This window comes from Paenarthrobacter sp. YJN-5 (assembly GCF_015040095.1).
Lineage (GTDB): Bacteria > Actinomycetota > Actinomycetes > Actinomycetales > Micrococcaceae > Arthrobacter > Arthrobacter ureafaciens.
Genome location: NZ_CP053544.1, coordinates 2,942,294 through 2,964,341, shown reverse-complemented (window position 1 = coordinate 2,964,341; position 22,048 = coordinate 2,942,294). Strand labels below are relative to the sequence as shown.

General features: G+C 64.8%; 21 protein-coding genes. 18 read left to right on the top strand and 3 right to left on the bottom strand.

Annotation, left to right across the window (positions count from 1 at the left end):
• Positions 1 to 198 precede the first annotated feature (198 nt).
• From HMI59_RS13985 to HMI59_RS13975, 3 genes are all read left to right on the top strand, one after another.
• A complete protein-coding gene (locus tag HMI59_RS13985; protein ID WP_021472635.1) occupies positions 199 to 2,448 on the top strand; it encodes a polyribonucleotide nucleotidyltransferase in 2,250 nt (749 codons plus the stop codon).
• Positions 2,449 to 2,522: 74 nt separating this feature from the next.
• Positions 2,523 to 3,866, top strand: coding sequence for a pitrilysin family protein (locus HMI59_RS13980; RefSeq protein WP_166183987.1), 1,344 nt, complete (start codon positions 2,523 to 2,525; stop codon positions 3,864 to 3,866).
• Positions 3,867 to 3,885: 19 nt separating this feature from the next.
• Positions 3,886 to 4,341, top strand: a complete 456-nt coding sequence (locus HMI59_RS13975; RefSeq protein ID WP_166183989.1) for a DUF1579 family protein — start codon at positions 3,886 to 3,888, stop codon at positions 4,339 to 4,341.
• On the opposite strand, the gene HMI59_RS13970 is transcribed toward HMI59_RS13975, so the two are convergent.
• Together HMI59_RS13970 and moaA are read right to left on the bottom strand one after the other, a co-directional pair.
• On the bottom strand, positions 4,338 to 4,604 hold the full coding sequence (locus tag HMI59_RS13970; RefSeq protein WP_021472638.1) for a MoaD/ThiS family protein: 267 nt from the start codon (positions 4,602 to 4,604) through the stop codon (positions 4,338 to 4,340). The genes HMI59_RS13975 and HMI59_RS13970 overlap by 4 nt on opposite strands.
• A 4-nt stretch (positions 4,605 to 4,608) precedes the next feature.
• On the bottom strand, positions 4,609 to 5,736 hold the full coding sequence (gene moaA, locus HMI59_RS13965; RefSeq protein WP_193591632.1) for a GTP 3',8-cyclase MoaA: 1,128 nt from the start codon (positions 5,734 to 5,736) through the stop codon (positions 4,609 to 4,611).
• A gap of 165 nt (positions 5,737 to 5,901) precedes the next feature.
• On the opposite strand from moaA, the gene HMI59_RS13960 reads away from it, so the two are divergent.
• The 9 genes from HMI59_RS13960 to HMI59_RS13920 all read left to right on the top strand — a co-directional run bounded on the left by HMI59_RS13960 (position 5,902) and on the right by HMI59_RS13920 (position 13,561).
• Entirely contained in the window at positions 5,902 to 6,636 is a 735-nt protein-coding gene (locus HMI59_RS13960) for a response regulator transcription factor (RefSeq protein ID WP_227471393.1), read from the top strand.
• Positions 6,623 to 7,813 carry a sensor histidine kinase KdpD gene (locus HMI59_RS13955; protein ID WP_166183992.1) on the top strand — a complete coding sequence of 397 codons (1,191 nt, stop codon included), beginning with the start codon at positions 6,623 to 6,625 and terminating at the stop codon, positions 7,811 to 7,813. The genes HMI59_RS13960 and HMI59_RS13955 overlap by 14 nt, the downstream gene beginning before the upstream one ends.
• Entirely contained in the window at positions 7,810 to 9,432 is a 1,623-nt protein-coding gene (locus HMI59_RS13950) for a molybdopterin-dependent oxidoreductase (RefSeq protein WP_370583501.1), read from the top strand. The genes HMI59_RS13955 and HMI59_RS13950 overlap by 4 nt, the downstream gene beginning before the upstream one ends.
• A 66-nt stretch (positions 9,433 to 9,498) precedes the next feature.
• A complete protein-coding gene (glp, locus tag HMI59_RS13945) occupies positions 9,499 to 10,713 on the top strand; it encodes a gephyrin-like molybdotransferase Glp (protein WP_166183994.1) in 1,215 nt (404 codons plus the stop codon).
• Positions 10,701 to 11,285, top strand: coding sequence for a cyclic pyranopterin monophosphate synthase MoaC (gene moaC / locus HMI59_RS13940; protein ID WP_166183996.1), 585 nt, complete (start codon positions 10,701 to 10,703; stop codon positions 11,283 to 11,285). The genes glp and moaC overlap by 13 nt, the downstream gene beginning before the upstream one ends.
• The gene (locus tag HMI59_RS13935) at positions 11,282 to 11,785 is read left to right on the top strand and encodes a MogA/MoaB family molybdenum cofactor biosynthesis protein (RefSeq protein WP_021472645.1); all 504 of its coding nucleotides are present in this window, start codon (positions 11,282 to 11,284) and stop codon (positions 11,783 to 11,785) included. The genes moaC and HMI59_RS13935 overlap by 4 nt, the downstream gene beginning before the upstream one ends.
• On the top strand, positions 11,775 to 12,230 hold the full coding sequence (locus tag HMI59_RS13930; protein WP_021472646.1) for a molybdenum cofactor biosynthesis protein MoaE: 456 nt from the start codon (positions 11,775 to 11,777) through the stop codon (positions 12,228 to 12,230). The genes HMI59_RS13935 and HMI59_RS13930 overlap by 11 nt, the downstream gene beginning before the upstream one ends.
• 79 nt (positions 12,231 to 12,309) lie before the next feature.
• The gene (gene dapB, locus HMI59_RS13925) at positions 12,310 to 13,068 is read left to right on the top strand and encodes a 4-hydroxy-tetrahydrodipicolinate reductase (protein WP_166183997.1); all 759 of its coding nucleotides are present in this window, start codon (positions 12,310 to 12,312) and stop codon (positions 13,066 to 13,068) included.
• Between the two features lie 4 nt (positions 13,069 to 13,072).
• A complete protein-coding gene (locus tag HMI59_RS13920; RefSeq protein ID WP_166183999.1) occupies positions 13,073 to 13,561 on the top strand; it encodes a hypothetical protein in 489 nt (162 codons plus the stop codon).
• On the opposite strand, the gene HMI59_RS13915 is transcribed toward HMI59_RS13920, so the two are convergent.
• Positions 13,537 to 14,772 (bottom strand): heparan-alpha-glucosaminide N-acetyltransferase domain-containing protein, encoded by a 1,236-nt coding sequence (locus tag HMI59_RS13915; protein WP_193591630.1) that lies wholly within the window; start codon positions 14,770 to 14,772, stop codon positions 13,537 to 13,539. The two genes, HMI59_RS13920 and HMI59_RS13915, sit on opposite strands and share 25 nt — an antisense overlap.
• 118 nt (positions 14,773 to 14,890) lie before the next feature.
• Between HMI59_RS13915 and HMI59_RS13910 the strand changes: the two genes are divergently transcribed.
• From HMI59_RS13910 to HMI59_RS13885, 6 genes are all read left to right on the top strand, one after another.
• On the top strand, positions 14,891 to 15,235 hold the full coding sequence (locus HMI59_RS13910; RefSeq protein ID WP_166184000.1) for a hypothetical protein: 345 nt from the start codon (positions 14,891 to 14,893) through the stop codon (positions 15,233 to 15,235).
• Between the two features lie 61 nt (positions 15,236 to 15,296).
• Positions 15,297 to 16,208, top strand: a complete 912-nt coding sequence (gene dapA / locus HMI59_RS13905) for a 4-hydroxy-tetrahydrodipicolinate synthase (protein ID WP_021472651.1) — start codon at positions 15,297 to 15,299, stop codon at positions 16,206 to 16,208.
• A 27-nt stretch (positions 16,209 to 16,235) separates the two neighbouring features.
• Positions 16,236 to 17,927, top strand: coding sequence for a ribonuclease J (locus HMI59_RS13900; RefSeq protein WP_021472652.1), 1,692 nt, complete (start codon positions 16,236 to 16,238; stop codon positions 17,925 to 17,927).
• A gap of 90 nt (positions 17,928 to 18,017) precedes the next feature.
• Positions 18,018 to 20,885 carry a DNA translocase FtsK gene (locus HMI59_RS13895; RefSeq protein WP_166184002.1) on the top strand — a complete coding sequence of 956 codons (2,868 nt, stop codon included), beginning with the start codon at positions 18,018 to 18,020 and terminating at the stop codon, positions 20,883 to 20,885.
• Between the two features lie 23 nt (positions 20,886 to 20,908).
• Positions 20,909 to 21,511, top strand: a complete 603-nt coding sequence (gene pgsA / locus HMI59_RS13890) for a CDP-diacylglycerol--glycerol-3-phosphate 3-phosphatidyltransferase (protein ID WP_031216628.1) — start codon at positions 20,909 to 20,911, stop codon at positions 21,509 to 21,511.
• Positions 21,508 to 22,017 carry a CinA family protein gene (locus HMI59_RS13885; RefSeq protein ID WP_166184003.1) on the top strand — a complete coding sequence of 170 codons (510 nt, stop codon included), beginning with the start codon at positions 21,508 to 21,510 and terminating at the stop codon, positions 22,015 to 22,017. Before pgsA ends, HMI59_RS13885 begins: the two co-directional genes overlap by 4 nt.
• The last annotated feature ends 31 nt before the right edge of the window (positions 22,018 to 22,048 follow it).

Here is a 22,048-nt window from a genome sequence, read left to right as displayed (position 1 = left end):
CGCTTTCTTCACCACAATTAAAAACAGGAATCAACCGCATCGCGCATTCGCGGTCCTCGGTAGTGATTCCCGGGAGGGGCGTCGTTTGACGCTGCAGCCCGTGGATCTCGATCGATGACCGGGTGTCGTACAGGCCAGTAATAAAGAAGGGGCCTGGGTTGGTGCGGCGACTTCCGCCAACAGAAACGGAGGTGACCCATGGAGGGTCCCGAAATCCAGTTCTCAGAAGCCACAATCGACAACGGCCGCTTCGGCAAGCGCGTTATCCGCTTCGAAACCGGCCGCCTCGCCAAGCAGGCTGCCGGCGCGTCGATGGTGTACATCGACGATGACACCGCGCTTCTCTCCGCAACCACCGCAGGCAAGCAGCCGCGCGAAGGTTTCGACTTCTTCCCGCTGACCGTTGACGTCGAAGAGCGCATGTACGCTGCCGGACGCATCCCGGGTTCGTTCTTCCGCCGCGAAGGCCGTCCTTCCACGGAAGCCATCCTGGCCTGCCGCCTGATGGACCGCCCGCTGCGCCCGGCCTTCGTCAAGGGCCTCCGCAACGAGGTTCAGATCGTCGTCACCGTCCTGGCCATCAACCCGGACGAGCTCTACGACGTCGTTGCCATCAACGCTTCTTCCATGTCCACGCAGCTGTCCGGCCTGCCGTTCTCCGGTCCGATCGGCGGCGTCCGCGTTGCGCTCATCGCCGACGAGCAGGGTTCCCAGTGGGTGGCCTTCCCCAAGCACTCCCAGCTTGAGAACGCCGTCTTCAACATGGTTGTTGCCGGCCGCGTCGCCGGTGACGACGTCGCCATCATGATGGTCGAAGCAGAAGCCACGGACAACTCCTGGGACCTCATCAAGGAACAGGGCGCTACCGCCCCCACCGAAGAGGTTGTCTCCGAGGGCCTTGAGGCTGCCAAGCCGTTCATCAAGGCACTGTGCGACGCGCAGGCAGACCTGGCAGCCCGCGCTGCCAAGCCGACCGTTGAGTTCCCCGTCTTCCTTGACTACCAGGACGACGCTTACGCCGCTGTCGAGGCCGCCGCCGCCGAGAAGCTCGCCGCTGTCTTCCAGATCGCGGACAAGCAGGAACGCGACAACGCCTCCGACGAACTCAAGGACGAAGTCCTGGGCTCGCTCGCCGGCGAATTCGAAGGCCGCGAGAAGGAACTGTCCGCAGCATTCCGTTCGGTCACCAAGCACGTCGTCCGCCAGCGCATCCTGAAGGACCAGATCCGCATCGACGGCCGTGGCCTGACGGACATCCGCCAGCTGACCGCCGAGGTAGAGGTTCTGCCCCGCGTGCACGGTTCGGCCATCTTCGAGCGCGGCGAGACCCAGATCATGGGTGTCACCACGCTGAACATGCTGAAGATGGAACAGCAGATCGATTCGTTGTCGCCGGTGACGCGCAAGCGCTACATGCACAACTACAACTTCCCGCCGTACTCCACCGGTGAAACCGGCCGCGTGGGTTCCCCGAAGCGCCGCGAAATCGGCCACGGTGCACTCGCTGAGCGCGCCCTGGTTCCGGTCCTGCCCAGCCGCGAGGAATTCCCGTACGCCATCCGCCAGGTATCCGAGGCCCTTGGCTCCAACGGTTCCACCTCCATGGGCTCGGTGTGTGCTTCGACGCTCTCCATGCTGAACGCCGGCGTGCCGCTGAAGGCTCCCGTGGCAGGCATTGCCATGGGCCTCGTTTCGGACCAGGTTGACGGCCAGACCCGCTACGCAGCCCTGACCGATATCCTCGGTGCCGAAGACGCCTTCGGCGACATGGACTTCAAGGTTGCCGGTACCTCCGAGTTCGTCACGGCCATCCAGCTGGACACCAAGCTCGACGGTATCCCGGCATCGGTCCTGGCAGCAGCCCTGAAGCAGGCCCGCGAAGCCCGCCTCCACATCCTCGAGGTCATCAACGCCGCGATCGACACCCCGGACGAGCTCTCCGAGTTCGCACCGCGCGTCATCGCCGTGAAGATCCCCGTGGACAAGATCGGTGAAGTCATCGGCCCCAAGGGCAAGATGATCAACCAGATCCAGGAAGACACCGGCGCGGATATCTCCATCGAGGACGACGGCACGGTCTACATCGGCGCGACGAACGGCCCGTCTGCAGACGCAGCACGCTCGGCTATCAACGCCATCGCCAACCCGCAGGTACCCGAGGTCGGCGAACGCTACCTGGGCACCGTGGTGAAGACCACCACGTTCGGCGCTTTTGTCTCCCTGACCCCGGGCAAGGACGGCCTCCTGCACATCTCCGAACTCCGCAAGCTGGCCAACGGCAAGCGTGTGGACAACGTTGATGATGTTGTTTCCGTGGGCCAGAAGGTCCAGGTTGAGATCACCAAGATCGACGACCGCGGCAAGCTCTCCCTCTCACCGGTTGTGGCCGAGGAAGAAGCAGCTTCCGGCGACGCACCGGCGGAGACCGCTGAAGAGTCCGCAGAGTAGTCTGCAAGCAGTACCCTGAAAGGGCCGGTGGGCCGTAAGTCCACCGGCCCTTCCGGCTTATCTGAAAGGTTTTAATGACTGTCGTACCCTTGCCCTTGGAGCAAACACTTCCCGGCGGCGAACTGATTCACGGAGCCGAAGGCGGCTCCGTCGTGAGGCGTTCCGTCCTGCCAGGCGGCGTCCGGGTGCTTACCGAGGCAATGCCGGGCCAGCGTTCTGCCACCATCGGGTTCTGGGTCGCAGTTGGTTCGCGCGACGAGGCCGAGGGCCAGCATGGTTCAACGCACTTCCTGGAGCACTTGTTGTTCAAGGGAACCAAACGCAGGACCGCACTGGAAATTGCCTCGGCGTTCGACGAGGTGGGTGGCGAGTCCAACGCGGCGACCGCGAAGGAGAGCACCTGCTACTTCGCGCGCGTGCTGGACTCAGACCTGCCCATGGCCATCGACGTCATTGCCGACATGATCACCGGCGCCGTCCTCGACCCCGCGGAACTTGAGCAGGAGCGCGACGTCATCCTCGAAGAGATCGCGATGGACAGCGACGATCCAACGGACGTCGCCCACGAGAAATTCGTGGCGGCAGTTCTTGGGAGCCACCCCCTGGCCCGCCCTATCGGGGGTACGCCCGATGCCATCAAAGCCGTCGCCCGGGACTCCGTATGGGCGCACTACCAGCGCTACTACCGTCCGGAGGAGCTGGTGATTACCGCGGCCGGAGGCTTGGACCATGACGTCGTGTGCGATCTTGTCCTGAAGGCGCTGCAGGCCGCGGGGTGGAATCTTGACCCCGCGGCAGCTCCCGTCGACCGCCGTCCCACCGATCGTGCCGTCATTACCGGCGCAGCGGGCCTGCATGTCGTGAAGCGCCCGGTGGAGCAGGCCAACATCATCGTGGGCTGCCCTACGATCGTGGCCACCGATGACCGCCGCTTCGTCATGAGCGTGCTCAACGCCGTCCTCGGCGGCGGGATGTCCTCCAGGCTGTTCCAGGAAATACGGGAGAAGCGCGGGCTCGTCTATTCGACGTATTCCTTTTCAGCGGCCTACGCCGATGCCGGATACTTCGGCATGTACGCAGGCTGCACCCCCTCCAAGGTCCGCCAGGTCCTCGAACTGCTGGGCGTGGAGCTGGACAAGCTCGCGGCCGACGGCATCACGGAGGAGGAACTGCGCAAAGCAGTGGGCCAACTGAGTGGTGGCATCGTCCTGGCCCTGGAGGACACCGGTTCGCGGATGTCCCGTCTTGGCCGGGCCGAGCTGGTTTCCGGAGAGTTCCAGGATATCGACGAGACCCTGGAACGTATCCGGGCGGTCACGGTGGACGAAGTCCAGGAACTCGCCAAAGAGCTCGCCGCAGCGCCGCGGACCATCACCGTCGTGGGACCCTTCGAAGAGAACGAAACGTTCGGGTTTTAAAGCAAACGCTGGAGTCGCCGTGGACACACCAAAGAACGCCGCAGAGGTCCTGCGCCCATTCCTGGGGCGCTGGCGGGGCATCACGGAGATAGCGTCTTCGGCGTGGGGCCCGGCACGTACGGCTGAGGCCGAGGCTGTCTTCTCGGCTGCAGCCGGCGGGCATGCCGTCGTCCAGAGCTACAGGCACAAGGAACCGGGCGGCGCCCACCTTGAGGGCCACGGGATGTTCACGGTGGATCCGGCGCACGGCGGCACCCTGTGGTACTACGTGGACAGCCATGGGCAGGCGCCCTCAGCGCCGGTCCGGGGCCACTGGACATCGGGCACCTTGGGTTTCGAGCGGCGAACGGCCGACGGCGTTGCCCGCCACACGTTCCGCGTGGAGGAAGGAACCCTGGTTCACACGGCGGAACTGCGCCTGGAAGGCAGAACCGCGTTCAGCCCGCTGCTCAAGAGCGTCTTCCGGAAGGCCTAACCGCCGGCGAAAGGCGGGAGGACGTCAATGACGTCCTCCGCTCCCAGCGGCGCGGAGTGGTCCCTGACGGCAACCTCGTTCCTCAGGAAACTGCTCCTTGCCACGATCCGCGCAAGCGCCGGGGTGCCTTCGGGAGGCTGGGGACGTTCGACGGCGAGCGCCGCTTCCAGCAAGGCTTCCAGGCTGGTGCCTTCCGGAAGGTGGTGGATTTCTTCTTCAACGCCTGCCGCGGCGCGCGCGGCAGCGAAGTAGCGGACGAGCAAGGTATCAGCCTCCGATTGCGCTCATGCTGCGGTCAGGTTGCACGAAGTCGGGTGCACCCAGGCCCGTGTGGTCCATGCCGTGGGCCTTGGGCTTGACCCACATCGCGTCCTGCCACCGTTCGGCGAGTTGCTGGTCCGTTGCTCCTGCGCGGAGGAGGCCCAGGAGGTCAAACTCTTCGTGGGAGAAGAGGCAGCTCATGATCTTGCCTTCGGCGGTGATCCGGGTCCGGCGGCAATCGGCACAGAACGGTTCGGTGACGGACGCGATGATGCCGACTGTTCCGAGGACCTCACCTGCCGGTTCACCGGTAGCCGCATCCCGGCGTCGTACTTCAAAACGTTCCGCCGGAGCCCCGTCGCGTTCGCGCGGATCCGCGCTCAACACGAACTCAGTCGACAACATCTCCCGGATCTCGGCGGCCGTAATCATGTTGCGGCGCGTCCAGCCGTGGTCCGCGTCAAGCGGCATTTGCTCGATGAACCGCAGTTCGTAACCACGGCCCAACGCCCATGCCAGCAGGTGCGGGGACTCGGCATCATTGATGCCGCGCATCAGGACAGCGTTCAGCTTGACCGGTCCCAGCCCTGCTTCCCAGGCCGCATCCACGCCCGCAAGGACACGGTCCAGGAAGGGACGCCGGGTGAGCTTGGTGAACGTTTCCTCGTGCAGGGAGTCGAGGGAAACGTTGATGCGGGTCAGGCCCGCGGCCTTCAGGGCGGCGGCTTTCTTGTCCAGGCCGACGCCATTGGTGGTCATGGAGATGGGGAGGTCCGGGTGTTCTGCGCGAAGGGCGGCGATGATGTCCACCAGGTCGGCCCGTACCAAGGGTTCGCCTCCGGTCAGGCGCAGTTCGCGGACGCCCAGGGCCCCGACGCCGACACGCACGATCCGGACGATCTCGTCCTTGGTCATGACGGCTTGCTTGGAGAGCCACTCAAGCCCTTCGGCGGGCATGCAATAGGTACACCGGAGATTGCATTTGTCGGTCAGGGAAAGCCGCATGTCGGTGGCGCGGCGTCCGTAACGGTCCCACAACCCCGTCGGCACATCGGCGGGCCGTGGGGGCGGAACCTGTCCCGTTCCTGCCGTGCCGCCCGAGGGAAGCGGCGGCATGCCCAGCTGAACACTCATGAATTCAGGCTACGCCACCGCGACGTGATGCGTGACACCAGTCCCACTCAGCGGACTCCCCGGAAGCGCTCAAGCCACCTTGCCAGTTCTTACAAAATCCCTACGCTTTGGCTCCCGGGACCCATTTCCCGTGCCGGGCGGGTCCGGCGAACCTATGCTGAAAATGTGAGCACAAATGCGGCAACACCGCCGGCGGAGCCCGGCAACCGCCGGATCCTCCTGGTCGAGGACGAGGAAACAATTGCCGGCGTCGTACGGGATTACCTGACCCGGGCCGGCTTCCAGGTGGACCTCGCCGCTGACGGGTTCACGGCCCTTAAGCTGGCGGCGGAGCGTCAGCCCGACCTGGTGCTCCTGGACCGCATGCTCCCCGGGCTGGACGGCGTGGAAGTGTGCCGCCGGCTGAGGGTGGCCATGAGCGTGCCGGTGATCATGCTTACCGCTTTGGGAACCGAGGACGATCGGATCCTGGGATTGGAGATGGGTGCCGACGACTACGTCACGAAACCCTTTTCACCCCGCGAACTGGTGCTGCGGGTCAAGTCCGTGCTGCGGCGCAGCATCAAGGAGTACTCTCCCGAGCCGACCGTGGAGCTGGCCGGCTTCGTGCTGGATCCTGCGTCCCGCACAGTCACCCATCACGGCGCGGCCTTGACCTTGACCGTGCGTGAGTTCGACCTCCTGGCGTTCCTCCTGCGGCGACCCAACCAGGTGTTCAGCCGGGAGGAACTCATCAAAGCGGTGTGGGGCTGGGACTTCGGCGACCTCTCCACGGTGACGGTCCATGTTCGCCGGTTGCGCGAGAAGATCGAGGAGAATCCCACCAAACCTGAACTCTTGAAGACTGTATGGGGAGTTGGCTACCGGTTCGATTCAGGAGACGGGCATGCAGGGCACTGAACTTGCCACCATCCTTGGCTGGGTGCTCTTGTGGGCGTTGGTTATTGGAGCCTTCACGCTCTTCCTGCTCCGGCTCCTGCGCCGTGCGTCTGTACTGGCGCAGATCTGCCTGGTGGTGGTGGGCACCGTGGCAGTCCTGGTGGCCGGCATGGTCAGCGCGTTCAACGCCATGGTCATCTCGGCCAGGGACCTCGAAATCATTTGGTACATCCTGGCCATGGCCTCGGTGGTTGCGGTGGTGCTGTCCTTGATGCTGGGAGTGGGGGTTTCCAGGAATGCCTCGCGCCTGGTGGAGGCCGCGCGGAGGATTGGACGGGGTGAAACGTTGGAAGCAGGGGATGGCGCGGAGCGCGCTGCTCCGGCCATGACCTCCGAACTCGCCCGGTTGGCACAAGAGCTGGAAGCGAGCAGCCGAAGCCTGGCCGAATCACGGCTCCGGGAAGCGGCCGTGGAAGCTGCGCGCCGGGAGCTGGTTTCCTGGATTTCGCATGACCTCCGGACGCCGCTGGCAGGTATCCGTGCCATGACCGAAGCACTCGAGGATGGCATGGCCGCCGACGTACCGGGTTACTACCGGAAGATCATCGGACAAACCGAACAAATGACGGCGATGGTCAACGACCTCCTGGAGCTTTCCAAAATCCAGGCAGGGTCGCTCCAGCTGCGGGCCGAAGCCCTGGACCTGTACGACCTCGTGAGCGATGCACTTTCCGATCTCGCGCCCTTGGCGGCCGGCCGCGGTGTGACCCTCGACGGCGGCGGCGACCGGGAGTGCATGGCAGTGGCTGACGGCCCCAGCCTGGCCAGGGCCTTGCGTAACGTGCTGCATAACGCGGTCATCTACACGGGCAGCGGCACGGAGGTCCACGTCTCGGTAGGGCGCGAGGATGGATACGCCGTAGTGGCTGTCCAGGACCAATGCGGCGGGATTCCGGAGGAGGACATCCCGCACCTGTTCGAAACCGGGTGGCAAAGGGACCCGTCACGTGGCGCGCCGGCGGGGCTCCAGGGTACGTACAGCGGCGCGGGGATCGGGCTGAGCATGGTTGCCGGAATCGTCAAGGCGCACGGCGGAACGGTCCAGGTGGAGAACGTCGACGGCGGTTGCCGCTTTGCGCTGGCACTGCCGGCAGGAGAGTCCACTGGAGCCGGCGCCCACCAGGGAGGGACACCATGAAAGGAACGGACACCACGAAAGGGCCGGACACCACGAAAGGGCCGGGCACCATGAAAGGGCGCGACGCCGTGAAGGGCCGGGCCGCCGTCGGCAACAGTGCGTGGTGGGCCGCGTGCGCCGGCGTGGTCTCCGGCGGAGCAGGCATCGCGGCAGGCGAGGTGACGGCAGCATTTCTCAGCCCGCTGGTCTCACCGGTCACGGCGCTTGGGGGAGCGGTCATCGACGCGGTACCGCCGGTAGTCAAAGACGTGGTCATCCGGCTTTTCGGCACGGCGGACAAGATCGTGCTGGTGGTGTCCATCGTCGTGTGTGCTGCCATCCTGGCCGCTGCCGCCGGAGTGCTCGAACGCCGGCGGACCGGGTGGGGGCTCGCACTCGCCGGGCTGGCCGGCGTCGCCGGATTGACGGCCGTCCTGACCCGGGCGCAGTCCACCCCGCCGGCGGCTTTCGCCCCTGTGCTTGCGGCGGTCGTGACCATGGTGGTGCTCCGGGCGTTGATCCGCCGCTTGGACGCGTGGGACCGGCCGGTGGAGGCTGTGCCCCGCACATCCCTGGCCCGCCGCAGCTTCCTCAACGCCTTGGGCGGCTGGTCCATGGCAGCAGTAGCTGCTGGAGCGGTGACGGTCGTCCTTACCCGGGCAACCGCCGTCGCGTCCGGGTTCCGCGGGTCAATGACCCTGCCGAGGCCCGCCACAACGCCGCAAACGGTTCCAGCCGGGGCCTCGCTCCCGGTGGAGGGCATCAGTGCCTTGGTGACGCCGAACCCCGACTTCTACAGGATCGACACCGCATTGACCATACCGGTCATTGACCCGCCGTCCTGGAAGCTCAAAGTCACAGGGCTCGTTGAACGCGAGATCGAGATCGACTTTGCGACCCTCCTCGCCAAGCCCATGACGGAGCGGCACATCACCATCGCCTGCGTATCCAACGAGGTGGGCGGTGACCTGATTGGCAACGCGCTCTGGCTCGGTTGGCCCGTCAGGGAACTGCTGGCGCTCGCCGTCCCCAAACCGGGGGCGGACATGGTCCTGTCCACGAGCAACGACGGGTGGACTGCCGGCACGCCGCTCGAAGCGCTCACCGATGACAGGGACGCCCTCCTCGCCGTGGGCATGAACGGCGAACCGCTGCCCCTTGAACACGGATTCCCGGTTCGCCTGGTGGTCCCTGGCCTGTACGGATTCGTCTCCGCCACCAAGTGGGTCACCGAATTGAAGGTCACCCGCTTCGGGGACGAAAAAGCCTATTGGACAACGCGCGGGTGGAGCGACCGGGGTCCCATCAAAACCCAGTCGAGGATCGATGTGCCACGCAACGGGCGGACCGCAACAGCAGGGACTGTACAGTTCGGCGGCGTCGCCTGGGCCCAGCACCGGGGCGTCAGCCGGGTGGAATTGCGTGTCAACCGCGGGGACTGGAGAGAGGCTGCGCTTGCTCCAGGGATCTCCGCCGACACCTGGTACCAGTGGCAGTTGGCCTTTGACCTCGCCCCCGGCGACTACGAGGTGCAGGTCCGGGCGACGGACTCCACCGGCGAACCGCAGGTCGAGAAGCGCTCGCCCGTAGCTCCCGACGGCGCCACGGGTTACCACACCATCAACGTGAAGGTCGCCTGAGGCCCTACGCTGGGTAGGTCCGGATCGTACGGACCTGAGAATGACCCTGAACACAGGAGGACGCCCGTGCCAAGATCCGTTGCTGCCCACCGCGGCGCCGTCGTGGAACTGCTCGCCAGGCAAGCAGCCCGGAAAGGCACCGAGGAACTGCCGCTGCTGGATGCCATAGGAAGAGCGCTCGCAGCAGACCTGCGGGCGCCGGTGTCGCTGCCGCCGTTCGCCAACTCGCAGATGGACGGTTTTGCCGTTTCCTCGGCGGATATCCCCGACGGCGGCACGGAGCTCAGGGTGGGCGCTCCGGTTCCGGCCGGTGCCGGGCCGGCGGCACTGGAACGTGGCTTTGCCGTTCCCATCATGACCGGCGCCATGCTTCCCAAGGGGGCAGACGCCGTCGTCCCGATCGAGCGGGCGGTTCCTTCAGTGTTTCCTGCCGCCGGAGCCGTAGATGCGCTGGTCCGGCTTCCTGCCACAGCTCCCGGAACCTTCGTCCGGGATGCCGGAAGCGACATCGCCGAAGGTGCTTTGGCGTTGGCAGCCGGGACATCACTGGGGCCGGCGCAACTGGGCTTGCTGGCGGCGCTCGGTCTGACGAGCGTGGAAGTGCGCAGTCCACTGCGGGTACTGCTGGTCACCACCGGCGATGAGGTCGTCGAACCCGGAACCCCGCTGGTGACAGGCAAAATCTACGACTCCAACGGAACGCTTCTGGAGGCGTCCATGCGCCAGGCGGGGCTTGAGGTGGTGCGGAACGGAATCTCCGACGACGATCCTGCCGGGCTGCTCGATGTCCTGCGGAAGCACACGGACCACGGAAATGCCGTGGATCTTGTGGTCACTACCGGCGGGGTCAGCAAAGGCGCGTACGAGGTGGTGCGCCAGGCAATGGCAGGCGAAGACGTCGAATTCGTGCCCGTGGCCATGCAGCCGGGCGGGCCGCAGGGAATCGGGACCTTCAACGACGTCCCTTTCCTTGGCTTTCCCGGGAACCCCGTCAGTTGCCTCGTGTCGTTCGAAATGTTCCTCCGGCCTGCGCTATCGGAAGTCCTCGGTGCGCCGAGGCCCAGGCAGATGCTGCCGGCACGGCTCGCCGAACCGTTGACCTCGCCCAAGGGAAAGCACCAAGTGCGGCGCGGGATCATCGAAAACGGCGTAGTCCGCCTTGAAGGCGGCGCTGGTTCGCACCTCGTCCATGCGCTGGCCCGCTCCAACGCATTGATCCAGGTGCCCGCCGACGTCACGGAATTACAAGCAGGAGACGAAGTGGAAGTATGGGTGCTGTGAACCAAACTTCCCATGAATCCGGTGGCCTGACGCACCTGCGCCAGGACGGTACGGCCCAGATGGTTGATGTCTCTGACAAAGCTGTCACCACCCGCGAAGCCACAGCCGCAGCAACAGTGCGGAGCACGCCCGAGGTTCTTGCCCTCCTTGGTGCCGGCGAACTGCCCAAGGGCGATGCCCTGGCGGTTGCGCGCGTCGCCGGAATCATGGCAGCCAAGAAGACTCCCGAGCTCATTCCGTTGTGCCATCCGCTGCCCATCTCCAAAGTCACTGTGGACTTTGAACTGGGGCGGGATGCTGTCCAAATCCTCGCCACGGTCAAGACCCGGGGCGTCACCGGAGTCGAGATGGAAGCCCTGACGGCTGCTTCGGTGGCCGCGTTGAGCGTCTACGACATGATCAAGGCTGTGGACAAGCACGCGGTCCTCTCAGACATCCATGTGCTGGCCAAGAGCGGCGGCAAGAGCGGCAGTTGGAGCCTTGGGGGCCAACCGGGAGTCACTGGAACTTCCGACGCTGCAACCTCCGGCGCCGGGACCGTTGCCGACCCTTCCGCTGGAGGACAGGCATGAGCGCCTGCGAGCCTGGCGCGCACGGGCCCCGGAAGGCCGGCGTCGTGATCGCCTCCACGCGAGCGGCGGCCGGAACCTACCGTGACGGGACCGGCCCGGTCATCCAGGATTGGCTGGCGGAGCACGGCTTCGATGTATTTCCGACCATGGTGGTGCCGGACGGTGAGCCGGTGGGCGCGGCCCTGCGTGCGCTCCTGACCCAGGGGCCCTCGGTGATTATCACCAGCGGCGGGACGGGACTCAGCCCGGACGACCACACGCCCGAGATGACCCTGCCACTCCTGGACCGCGAAATCCCGGGAATCATGGAAGGGATCAGGCGTGCAGGCAGCGAAAAAACACCCATGGCCATGCTGAGCCGGGGCCATGCCGGGACCGCCGGCAAGACCTTCATCATCAACCTCCCCGGTTCGCCGAAAGGGGTCATGGACGGTTTGTCCGTGCTGGACCCGCTACTCGGACACCTTTGTGAACAATTGGAAGGAAACCATGGCCACTGAAACAGACTTCGAAGTTGTCAGTGCAGTGCTCAGCGCCGAGCCGATCTCCGTGGACCAGGCTATAGCCGCCGTCGAATCGGATACGGCCGGGGCCGTCGTCAGCTTTAGCGGCGTAGTACGCAACCACGACGGCGGCAAACCCGTGGACCGCTTGAGCTACAGTGCGCATCCCACTGCCCACCGCACCATGTCCGAAGTAGTGGCCGCGCTCGTGGCCGAGCATTCCGGAGAGGCCCAACAACCTGTCCGGATCTGGGCCGCGCACCGCGTGGGTTCCTTGGAAGTCGGAGACCCCGCCTTGGTGTGCGCCGTGGCAGCCGCGCACCGTGGGCAGGCCTTTGCCGTCTGCGCCGAGCTGGTTGACCGGATCAAGGCCCAGGTGCCCATTTGGAAGGAACAGTTCTTCAGCGACGGCACCGTGGAATGGGTCGGCGCGGGGGAGTAGCCGGGGCTCTGCCTGGCAGACGATCGCCGGCCTGGTAACGGTTCCGTCCTGTCCGGGCCCCGGCGGTAGTGTTGATGCCATGACCGAACAACTTGCCGTAGCAGTACTTGGCGCCCGCGGGCGCATGGGAATCGAAGCCGTCAAAGCTGTTGAAGCAGCCGAGGACATGAAGCTGGTAGCCGCCCTTGGCCGCGGCGATTCCCTGGAGACGCTGCTTGAGGCAGGAGCGCAGTACATCGTGGACCTGACAGTCCCCGACACCACCGAAGCCAACGTCCGGTTCGCCGTCGAGCACGGCATTCACGCCGTCGTTGGAACCACGGGATGGGACGCGTCACGCCTGGACTCGCTGCGCGAATTGCTGGAGCAGCAGCAGGGCACCGGCGTCCTGATCGCTCCGAACTTCGCCCTCGGGTCGGTACTGGCATCTGCGTTCGCCGCCAAGGCGTCGAAGTACTTCGAATCGGTGGAAATCATTGAGCTGCACCACCCCAACAAGGTGGACGCCCCTTCGGGAACAGCAGTACGGACAGCGCAGTTGATCGCTGAGGCACGCAAGGAAGCGGGCCTGCCGTCCAGCCCGGACGCCACGGAGTCCGCCCTTGAGGGGGCCCGGGGATGCGACGTGGACGGAGTCCGCGTGCACAGCGTCCGCCTGCGCGGCCTGGTGGCTCACCAGGAGGTGCTCCTGGGCGGCCCCGGCGAGCAGCTGACTTTGCGTCACGACTCCTTTGACCGTGCCTCCTTCATGCCCGGTGTCCTGCTGGGCCTGCGCAAGGTTGCTGCCCACCCCGGCCTTACTGTGGGCCTTGACGGGTACTTGGACCTGGGGCTTTAGGACCATGTCGAACTTCTGGCACACCCTCAAGAACAACAGGACCAAGATCTGGGTTGGCGCCATCACCTTGCTGCTGGTGCTGTACTTGGTGGTTTCCCTGCAACGCTCGTTGTTGCTGCTGGGGGACTCCAACCCCGTGGCCAAGGGGATCGGTGCGGCCTACCTTGTCCTGCCTGTGGTTGGTGCGTGGGCGCTGATCCGCGAGCTGCTCTTCGGTGCGCGGACTGAACAGATGGCCAAAGTCCTCGAAGCCGAGGGCGGCCTTCCGGTGGATAACCTGCCGCGCACTCCGGGCGGAAGGATCGTCCGCTCCGCGGCGGACGCTGAATTCGAAAAGTACAAGGCCGAGGCCGAGGCAGCCCCGGAGGACTGGCGCTCATGGTTCCGGCTCAGTTGTGCGTATGACGCTTCAGGTGACAGGAAGCGTGCCCGGGCATCGATGCGCGACGCCGTGAAACTGTTCCGCGATCAGTCGACGGCCGCCGGGCGGTAGCTCCCCAGGCGTGAGGCCTGGTGGGCCAGCCACTCCAAGGGTCCGCGGCGGCGGAGCAGTGCAAAGACGGCACCTACGGCGATCACTGTGAGTGCCTGCGCCCAGTACATGGTTTCGTTCGTCCAGCCGCTGGGAAGGGGCTGGTCCACAAACCAGGACACCGCCCACACATGGAGCGAATACAGCGTCAGCGTCATGGCTCCCGGACCGCTGAGGACCAGCAGGAACCGTACGCCAATCCTTTCGGACCAGCTGCCCAGCAGCAGGAAGAAACCTATTGCCGCGGCGGCCGTTCCGCCGGTGTGGAGCAGGTCAAGCGTGGTTCCGGCGTGTGGTGATGCGGTGGCCAGCCACCACAACGAGTCCGTTTGGCGCAGGCCAGTCAGGTTCACTTGGAGCATGCTCTCCAGGGGGTAGCCGCGGACGCCCGGCAGCGTACTCAAGGCAGCCCGCCCACCCCAGGCTTCCATGGCCAGGATTCCCAGGACTTTCGACACGATGGCCAGGGCTGTTCCGACGGCAAGCAGGAGGACTTGCACCCGCTGCTTGGACAACGCGAGCCTGCCGATCAGCAAACCGAGCAGAAGGTACGAGATCCACTGGCACACGGGGTAGTAACCCGTGAAGAAGAGGTCTGCGAGGAGCGCCCCGGGGGTCTGCAGGTCTTCAACGTTGGGGTTGTGCCCTAGCTGCAAGGGCGGGTTTGCCTCCAGTAGCACCGGTCTGACGAGGTAGCCGAGGACCGGGGAGAGCAGTATCCATCCCGCCGCCCACGCGCTCAGCGCCCGGACGCCCAGTCCAAGGAAGGGCAGGATGCACAGGAACAGGACTGCATAGTGCACCAGGATGATGGCTACGTTGACTTCCAGCCCGCCCAGCGCCAGCCCGACGACGGCGATCACCAACGCGCGCAGCGCTACGCCACTCCTGGCGGCCCCCAGCTCAGTCCCCCGGCGCGGTGCCTGTTTGCCCGTGGCGAGGGCAAGACCGACTCCGGCGAGGACCGCGAACAACGCTGACGACCTTCCGGAGAAGGTCAGGCCGATCCATGTTGGTTCCCAATCCGGTGCAGGTCCGAAGGTCGGCAGGAGATGGGTGGCCATCATGCCCAAGAGCGCGGCACCGCGTGCCGCGTCGATGCCCGTGAGGCGCGGAGAGAAGTTGCGGCCCGGCGAAGCCATGCTGTTCGGCGTCGTGTCCGGGGAAGTCATGAAGTGATCGTCTCACGGCCGACGGCGGCCTGAATTATCGAAAGCTCCCCGGATGTGCCATGACGCCTCCCCAAGCCGAGGCCTTGTCTTCGAATATATGTTCGAATAATATGGCGGCATGAACGACGCTTCCCGATCCGCAGACGGCATGCGCGGCCCCATGAAGGCCATGAGTCCAGGAGTGGTGGACTTCCTGTTCAGGCAACTCGTGGCAGGCGAACCGCCGGAGGATGTGCAGTGGCGCCACGAGGGTGTGGTGCTCGGTGAACAGGCTCCCGGCGCCGAACTCGCGCGCAGGTTGACCGAGACGGACCTCGACGCCCTTACGCCCCTGGAGCTGTTCGAATATGTGCGGGCCACCCAGCGGCTGGTGACCTGGGCTGAGCACCTCAAGGAGTTGGCCGTATCGCGCTACTGTTCGGAGGAGGCGGCGGGAGCCCCCGCGAGTCCCAACGTCCGGTGATGACGACCATCACGCGGGCCGCATTCCCGTAACCGGCGCGGGACAGGGTAACGTTTTTCCTATGTCTGACTCCCGCGCGCGCATTCCCGCTCTTGGTACCCTGCTGACCGCCATGGTCACCCCGTTCACCGAGGATGGCAAGGTCGACTACGACCAAGCCGCAGCGCTGGCAGAAAAGCTCGTCCAGGACGGTTGCGACGGCCTCGTGGTCACCGGCACCACGGGGGAGACCTCAACCCTCACTGATGAGGAAAACCTCGGCATGTTCCGTGCCGTCAAGGAAGCCGTTGGCGGCAAGGCCGCCATCATCGCCGGAACCGGCACCAACGACACCGCACACTCGGTGCATTTGTCGCAGCGTGCCGCCCAGCTGGGTGTTGATGGTCTTCTGATCGTCACTCCCTACTACAACAAGCCCAGCCAGGCCGGCGTGCGGGCGCATTTCGAGACGATCGCTTCTTCCACGGACCTGCCCGTCATGCTGTATGACATTCCGGGCCGATCCTCCATTGCCATCGCACCCGAGACCATGATCGCGCTGGCTCAGCACCAGAACATCGTTGCCGTGAAGGACGCCAAGGCCGATTTCGCCGCCGCCACGCGGGTCATGGCTGAAACGGACCTCGTCTTCTATTCGGGTGATGACGGCCTGACCCTCCAGTGGATGGCGATGGGTGCTGCCGGCCTTGTGGGCGTCACCACGCATGTGGCCACCCGGCGCTTCCGTGAGCTCATTGATGCCATGAACGCGAACGACCTCGCGACGGCGAGGACCATCAACTTTGAATTGGAGCCCGTGGTGCGCGCAACCATGACCCGGGTCCAAGGCGCAGTAGCCGCCAAGCAGATTCTCAAGTGGCAGGGAGTCCTGCCCAACTCGGTTGTCCGTTTGCCCCTCGTGGAGCCGGACCAGGCCGAGATCGACACCATCCGCGGGGACTTGGCTGAGGCCGGAATGGACTTCAACGTCTAGGACGGTTCCGCCGGAAAGAAGCAAAATATGACCCAAACCGCCCTTCCTGGACTGGTTACTCCGCCCAAACTGCCACACGGCACGCTGCGGATTGTTCCGCTCGGTGGACTGGGGGAGATTGGCCGCAACATGGCGGTCTTCGAAATCAGCGGCAAATTGCTGGTGGTTGACTGCGGAGTGCTCTTCCCGGAAGAAACACAGCCCGGCGTCGACCTGATCCTGCCCGATTTTTCCTACATCGAGGACCGCTTGGACGACGTCGTCGGTGTTGTCCTGACGCACGGACACGAAGACCACATCGGCGCCGTACCCTATCTGCTCCGCCTCAAGGCCGATATCCCGCTCATTGGCTCCCAGCTGACCCTTGCCTTGGTGGAGGCGAAGCTGCAGGAGCACCGGATCAAGCCCTATACCCTCACCGTCACAGAGGGTCAGGTGGAGCAGTTCGGCCCGTTCGAATGCGAGTTCGTGGCGGTCAATCACTCGATTCCCGACGCCCTGGCAGTGTTCATCCGTACCGAGGGTGGAACCGTGCTCCACACCGGCGACTTCAAGATGGACCAGTTGCCGCTGGACGGCCGGATCACCGACCTTCGTCACTTTGCCCGTTTGGGTGAAGAAGGCGTCGACCTTTTCATGGCCGACTCCACCAACGCCGACGTTCCTGGCTTCACCACGGCCGAAAAGGAAATCGGTCCCACGCTGGACCTGCTGTTCGGGCAGGCGCAGAAGCGCATCATTGTCGCGTCCTTCTCCTCCCACGTCCACCGGGTGCAGCAGGTTCTGGACGCCGCTGCCAAGCACGGGCGCAATGTGGCTTTTGTTGGCCGTTCCATGGTCCGCAACATGGCTATCGCCGCCAAGCTTGGATATCTCGACGTCCCGCCGGGAATCCTCGTGGACATCAAGAACATCGATGACCTGCCGGACAACCGCGTCGTCCTCATGTCCACAGGCTCGCAAGGAGAGCCCATGGCGGCGTTGTCGCGCATGGCCAACGGCGACCACCGCGTCGTGGTGGGCGAAGGCGACACGGTCATCCTGGCTTCGAGCCTCATTCCGGGCAATGAGAACGCTGTCTTCCGTATCATCAACGGCCTGCTGAAGCTCGGTGCAGCGGTCATCCATAAGGGAACCGCGAAGGTGCACGTCTCGGGTCACGCGGCAGCAGGGGAGTTGCTGTACTGCTACAACATCCTCAAGCCCTTGAACGCCATGCCCGTCCACGGTGAAACCCGGCACCTGATCGCCAACGGAAACATTGCGGCCGCGTCCGGCGTGCCGGCGGAGAATGTCATCCTGAGCGACAACGGCACCGTCATCGACCTGAGGAACCAGAAGGCACGAGTCGTAGGACAAGTGGAGGTTGGCTTGGTCTACGTCGACGGCTCGAGCGTCGGCGAGATCACGGATGCCGATCTGAAAGACCGGCGCATCCTTGGCGATGAAGGCTTCATCTCCGTCATCACCGTCATCAACCGGACCACCGGCAAAATCGTTTCCGGGCCCGAAATCCATGCACGCGGTGTGGCTGAGGATGACTCCGTCTTCGACGAGATCATCCCGAAGATCAATGCCGCGCTGGAAGAAGCCGTCCTGAACCACGCTGACCACACCAACCACCAGCTGCAGCAGGTGGTCCGGAGGGTTATCGGCACGTGGGTGAACCGCAAGTTGCGCCGACGCCCGATGATCATTCCCGTGGTCCTGGAGGCATAGGCCGCCAGGCAGCCGGCAGCAGGCAACATGCAGTCCCGAGGGGGCCTGAAATCCGCGGATTTCAGGCCCCCTTGCGGTAGCGTGGCAGATATGGCGACCCGTACCTCCTCCACGCCACGAGGCAGCTCAAGCAGTAAAACCGGCAGCGGCCGGGGCTCAGCTGCAACCAAATCCAGCGCGACGGCCAAAAGCAGCCGCAGCGGATCCACGCGGACCAAGCAGTCCGCCGTCGAACCCCAAGCGCCTTTCCCGGTCCGGATGCTGTCCGGTGCATGGCAGGGCATCGGACACGTGGTCGGTGCGGGAGTGCGCCGTATCGGTTCGGACGTGAGCGACCTTGACCCCGAGGACCGGCGGGACGGCGCTGCCCTGTTCAACCTGGTGCTGGGTATTGCTGTTGCGACCTTCGCCTGGTGGGGATGGACGGGCTGGTTGCCGGACATCGTCTACAGCGTCGTCAACGGCACGTTTGGCTGGATGTCCCTGCTCTTGCCGCTGATGCTCTTCATTTGCGCGTTCCGGCTTTTCCGGAAACCGCAGGACGGCCGCGGAAACAACCGCGTGGGAATTGGTTTCCTGGTGATGACGCTGGCGGGGTCGGCCCTGGCGCACGTCATCGGGGGACAGCCTTCCGTGGGCGAAGGATTTGACGGGCTCCGTCGCGCAGGCGGAATGGTGGGTTTCCTTGCTGCCTCGCCACTGGCGGCCATCCACGTGGCCATACCTGTCCTCATTTACAGCCTCCTCGCGTTCGTGTCGGTGCTGATTGTGACCGCCACTCCCTTCGGGGCCATTCCTGCCCGCATCCGCTCGGGTTACGAACACCTCATGGGCGTGGACCTGGAGGAAGCCCGGGCAAGCCAGGAAGCGCATGACCGCAGCTACCTCTACGGAGAGGACAAGCCGGCCAAGGCCGGCAAGAAGAAGCGCACACGCCTCTTTGGCAAGGACCAGGAAGCCGATCCACACTTGGAAGGCTACGTGGGCGACGAGGCCTTCGAGCACGCCATCGTGGACGACGACGAAGCTCCCGCCGATGCCGCTCCGCGCGTCCCGCCGGGCGTGCGGCGGCCCACCCAGGCCGAAATCGCCGTCGGAAAGATCAAGGCCGCACAGGGCCTGGCCGCTGCGCCGGGCGCAGGTGCCACCCCGGGTGCCGACAATCCCACCGAGGCCATCCCCGTATTGAGTCCGGAGATGACAACTCCCGTGGCACAGGTTCCGGCCAAGCCCGCCGGAGCCCCGCTGCCCCAAACTCCCATCCCGCAGCGCACGGAACAGTTGTCCTTGGCCGGAGATGTCACCTATACGCTTCCTGCCTCCGACTACCTCACGCCTGGGTCCATTCCGAAGGAACGCACAGAAGCGAACGACGCCGTCGTTGCTGCCCTGACGGACACCCTGACCCAGTTCAATGTCGACGCCACGGTGACGGGTTTCAGCCGTGGACCCACGGTCACCCGGTACGAGATCGAACTGTCCCCGGGAACCAAGGTGGAGCGCGTTACGGCGCTGTCCAAGAACATCTCCTACGCTGTTGCTTCCAGCGATGTCCGTATCCTGAGCCCCATTCCGGGCAAGTCGGCCATCGGCATCGAAATCCCCAACACGGACCGCGAAACCGTGTCCCTGGGAGACGTTTTGCGGAGCCAGAACGCGCGGCGGACAGACCATCCCATGGTGATGGGTGTCGGCAAGGACGTCGAGGGTGGCTACGTCGTGGCCAACCTCGCCAAAATGCCCCACCTCCTGGTTGCCGGTGCCACCGGCGCCGGCAAGTCGAGTTTCGTGAACTCCATGATCACGTCCATCCTGATGCGTGCAACTCCCGATGAAGTCCGCATGGTCATGGTGGACCCCAAGCGCGTGGAACTTACCGCCTATGAAGGTGTTCCCCACCTGATCACGCCCATCATCACCAACCCCAAGAAGGCTGCGGAGGCCTTGCAGTGGGTAGTGCGTGAAATGGATGCCCGCTATGACGACCTCGCGAACTACGGCTACAAGCACATCGACGACTTCAACAAGGCGGTCCGTGCGGGCAAGGTCACGCCACCGGTCGATTCCAAGCGGATCATCAAGCCCTACCCGTACCTGCTGGTGATCGTGGACGAACTCGCGGACCTCATGATGGTGGCACCGCGTGACGTCGAAGATTCGATCGTCCGCATTACGCAGTTGGCCCGTGCGGCCGGTATCCACTTGGTGCTGGCAACCCAGCGTCCTTCCGTGGACGTCGTCACCGGCCTCATCAAGGCCAACGTCCCCTCCCGAATGGCCTTTGCCACCTCCTCCGTCACCGACTCCCGCGTCGTGCTGGACCAGCCGGGTGCAGAGAAGCTGATCGGTCAAGGCGATGCCTTGTTCCTGCCCATGGGCGCTTCCAAGGCCATGCGCGTCCAAGGTGCCTGGGTGACCGAATCGGAAATCCACAAGGTGGTGGAACACGTCAAGGGGCAGCTACAGGCCGTCTACCGTGACGACGTTGCCGCCGAGGCTCCCAAGAAGCAGATTGATGATGACATCGGAGACGATCTCGAAGTCCTTCTGCAGGCCACGGAACTCGTGGTCACCACGCAGTTCGGTTCCACGTCCATGCTCCAGCGCAAGCTCCGCGTCGGATTCGCCAAAGCCGGACGCCTCATGGACCTCCTGGAGTCCCGCGGCGTCGTGGGCCCCTCCGAGGGCTCCAAGGCCCGGGACGTTCTGGTCAAGCCGGACGATCTCGCCGCCGTGCTGGCTGCCATGAAGGGCCAGGAGGCCCCTGCGGCTCCCGACGCTCAGACCGCCGCCCTGAGCGATAACGCCAACGCCAACATTGCGGTCGGCGGCTACGCAGAGGACGTCGTTGCCGCAGACCTCGACAACCGCACCCAGGCGATCGATTATTTCGACGGGGCCGATGGTTCCGATGACGACGAAGGCGGCGAAGACGCTTGGTCGCTCACAGGCCGCTGACGTCCAGACGGTAGCCTAGAGAAGTGACTACAGCCGAGGGCGACAACGCCACGTCTAGGGGTTCCGAAGTGTGGAACCTGCCCAATATCCTCACCATGCTCCGCATCGTCCTGGTGCCCTTTTTCGTGTGGTTCCTGCTCGCGGACGATGGCCGGCACGGTCTCTGGCGGTGGGCCGCCGTCGTGGCTTTCGCTGTGGCGATCTACACGGACAAGCTCGACGGCGACATCGCCCGGGCGCGGGGCCTCATCACCAATTTCGGCAAGATCGCCGATCCCATTGCGGATAAATTGCTGATCGGTTCAGCGCTCGTCCTGCTCTCCGTCCTGGGGGAGCTGCCTTGGTGGGTGACCATCCTGATCCTGGTCAGGGAGTGGGGTATTACCGCGCTGCGGTTCTTCGTCATCAGGTACGGCGTGATGCCCGCTTCCCGCGGAGGCAAACTCAAGACGGTTGTGCAGACCGTGGCCATCTTCCTGTACACCATGCCCCTGAAAGCCATTGCGCCATGGCTCGTCGACGTCGCGTTCTGGGTGATGATGGCTGCGCTGGCCATCACGCTCTGGACCGGCGTCGAATATGTCATCCAGGCTCTCAAGCTTCGGGCCGCCGGGCGGAAGGCATGAGCGCCCCCGTAGGTGCCGACGCAGCGGAAACCGCGACGGCGGCTGTCCGGCTGGCGCTCGAACGGCACCTGACAGTGGCCACGGCAGAGTCGCTGACGGCCGGAATGGTGGCCGCTGCCCTGGCGAATACTCCCGGCGCGTCGGGGATGCTACAGGGCGGTGTAGTCGCCTACCAGAACTCCGTGAAGGCGTCGGTCCTGGGCGTCCCGCAGGATCTCCTTGACGCCGTTGGATCCGTTGATGGAGACGTGGCGGCAGCGATGGCCACGGGAGCCCGCCGGGCCTGCGGGGCGGACATCGGCATTTCCACTACCGGAGTCGCCGGGCCGGACGCCCATGACGGCAAGGCAGTGGGGACGGTCTTCATCGGAATCGCTACGGAATCCGGATCAAAGGCGTTTGAATACTCCTTCGAGGGGGACAGGCAATCCATTAGGAACCAGGCTTGTGTTGCGGCGTTGGCGAGGCTGCTTGGCGGGTTGGAAGGCGATGGTTACCGTTCGTAAAGTAGTCGGGAACAAAAACTGATTGCCAATA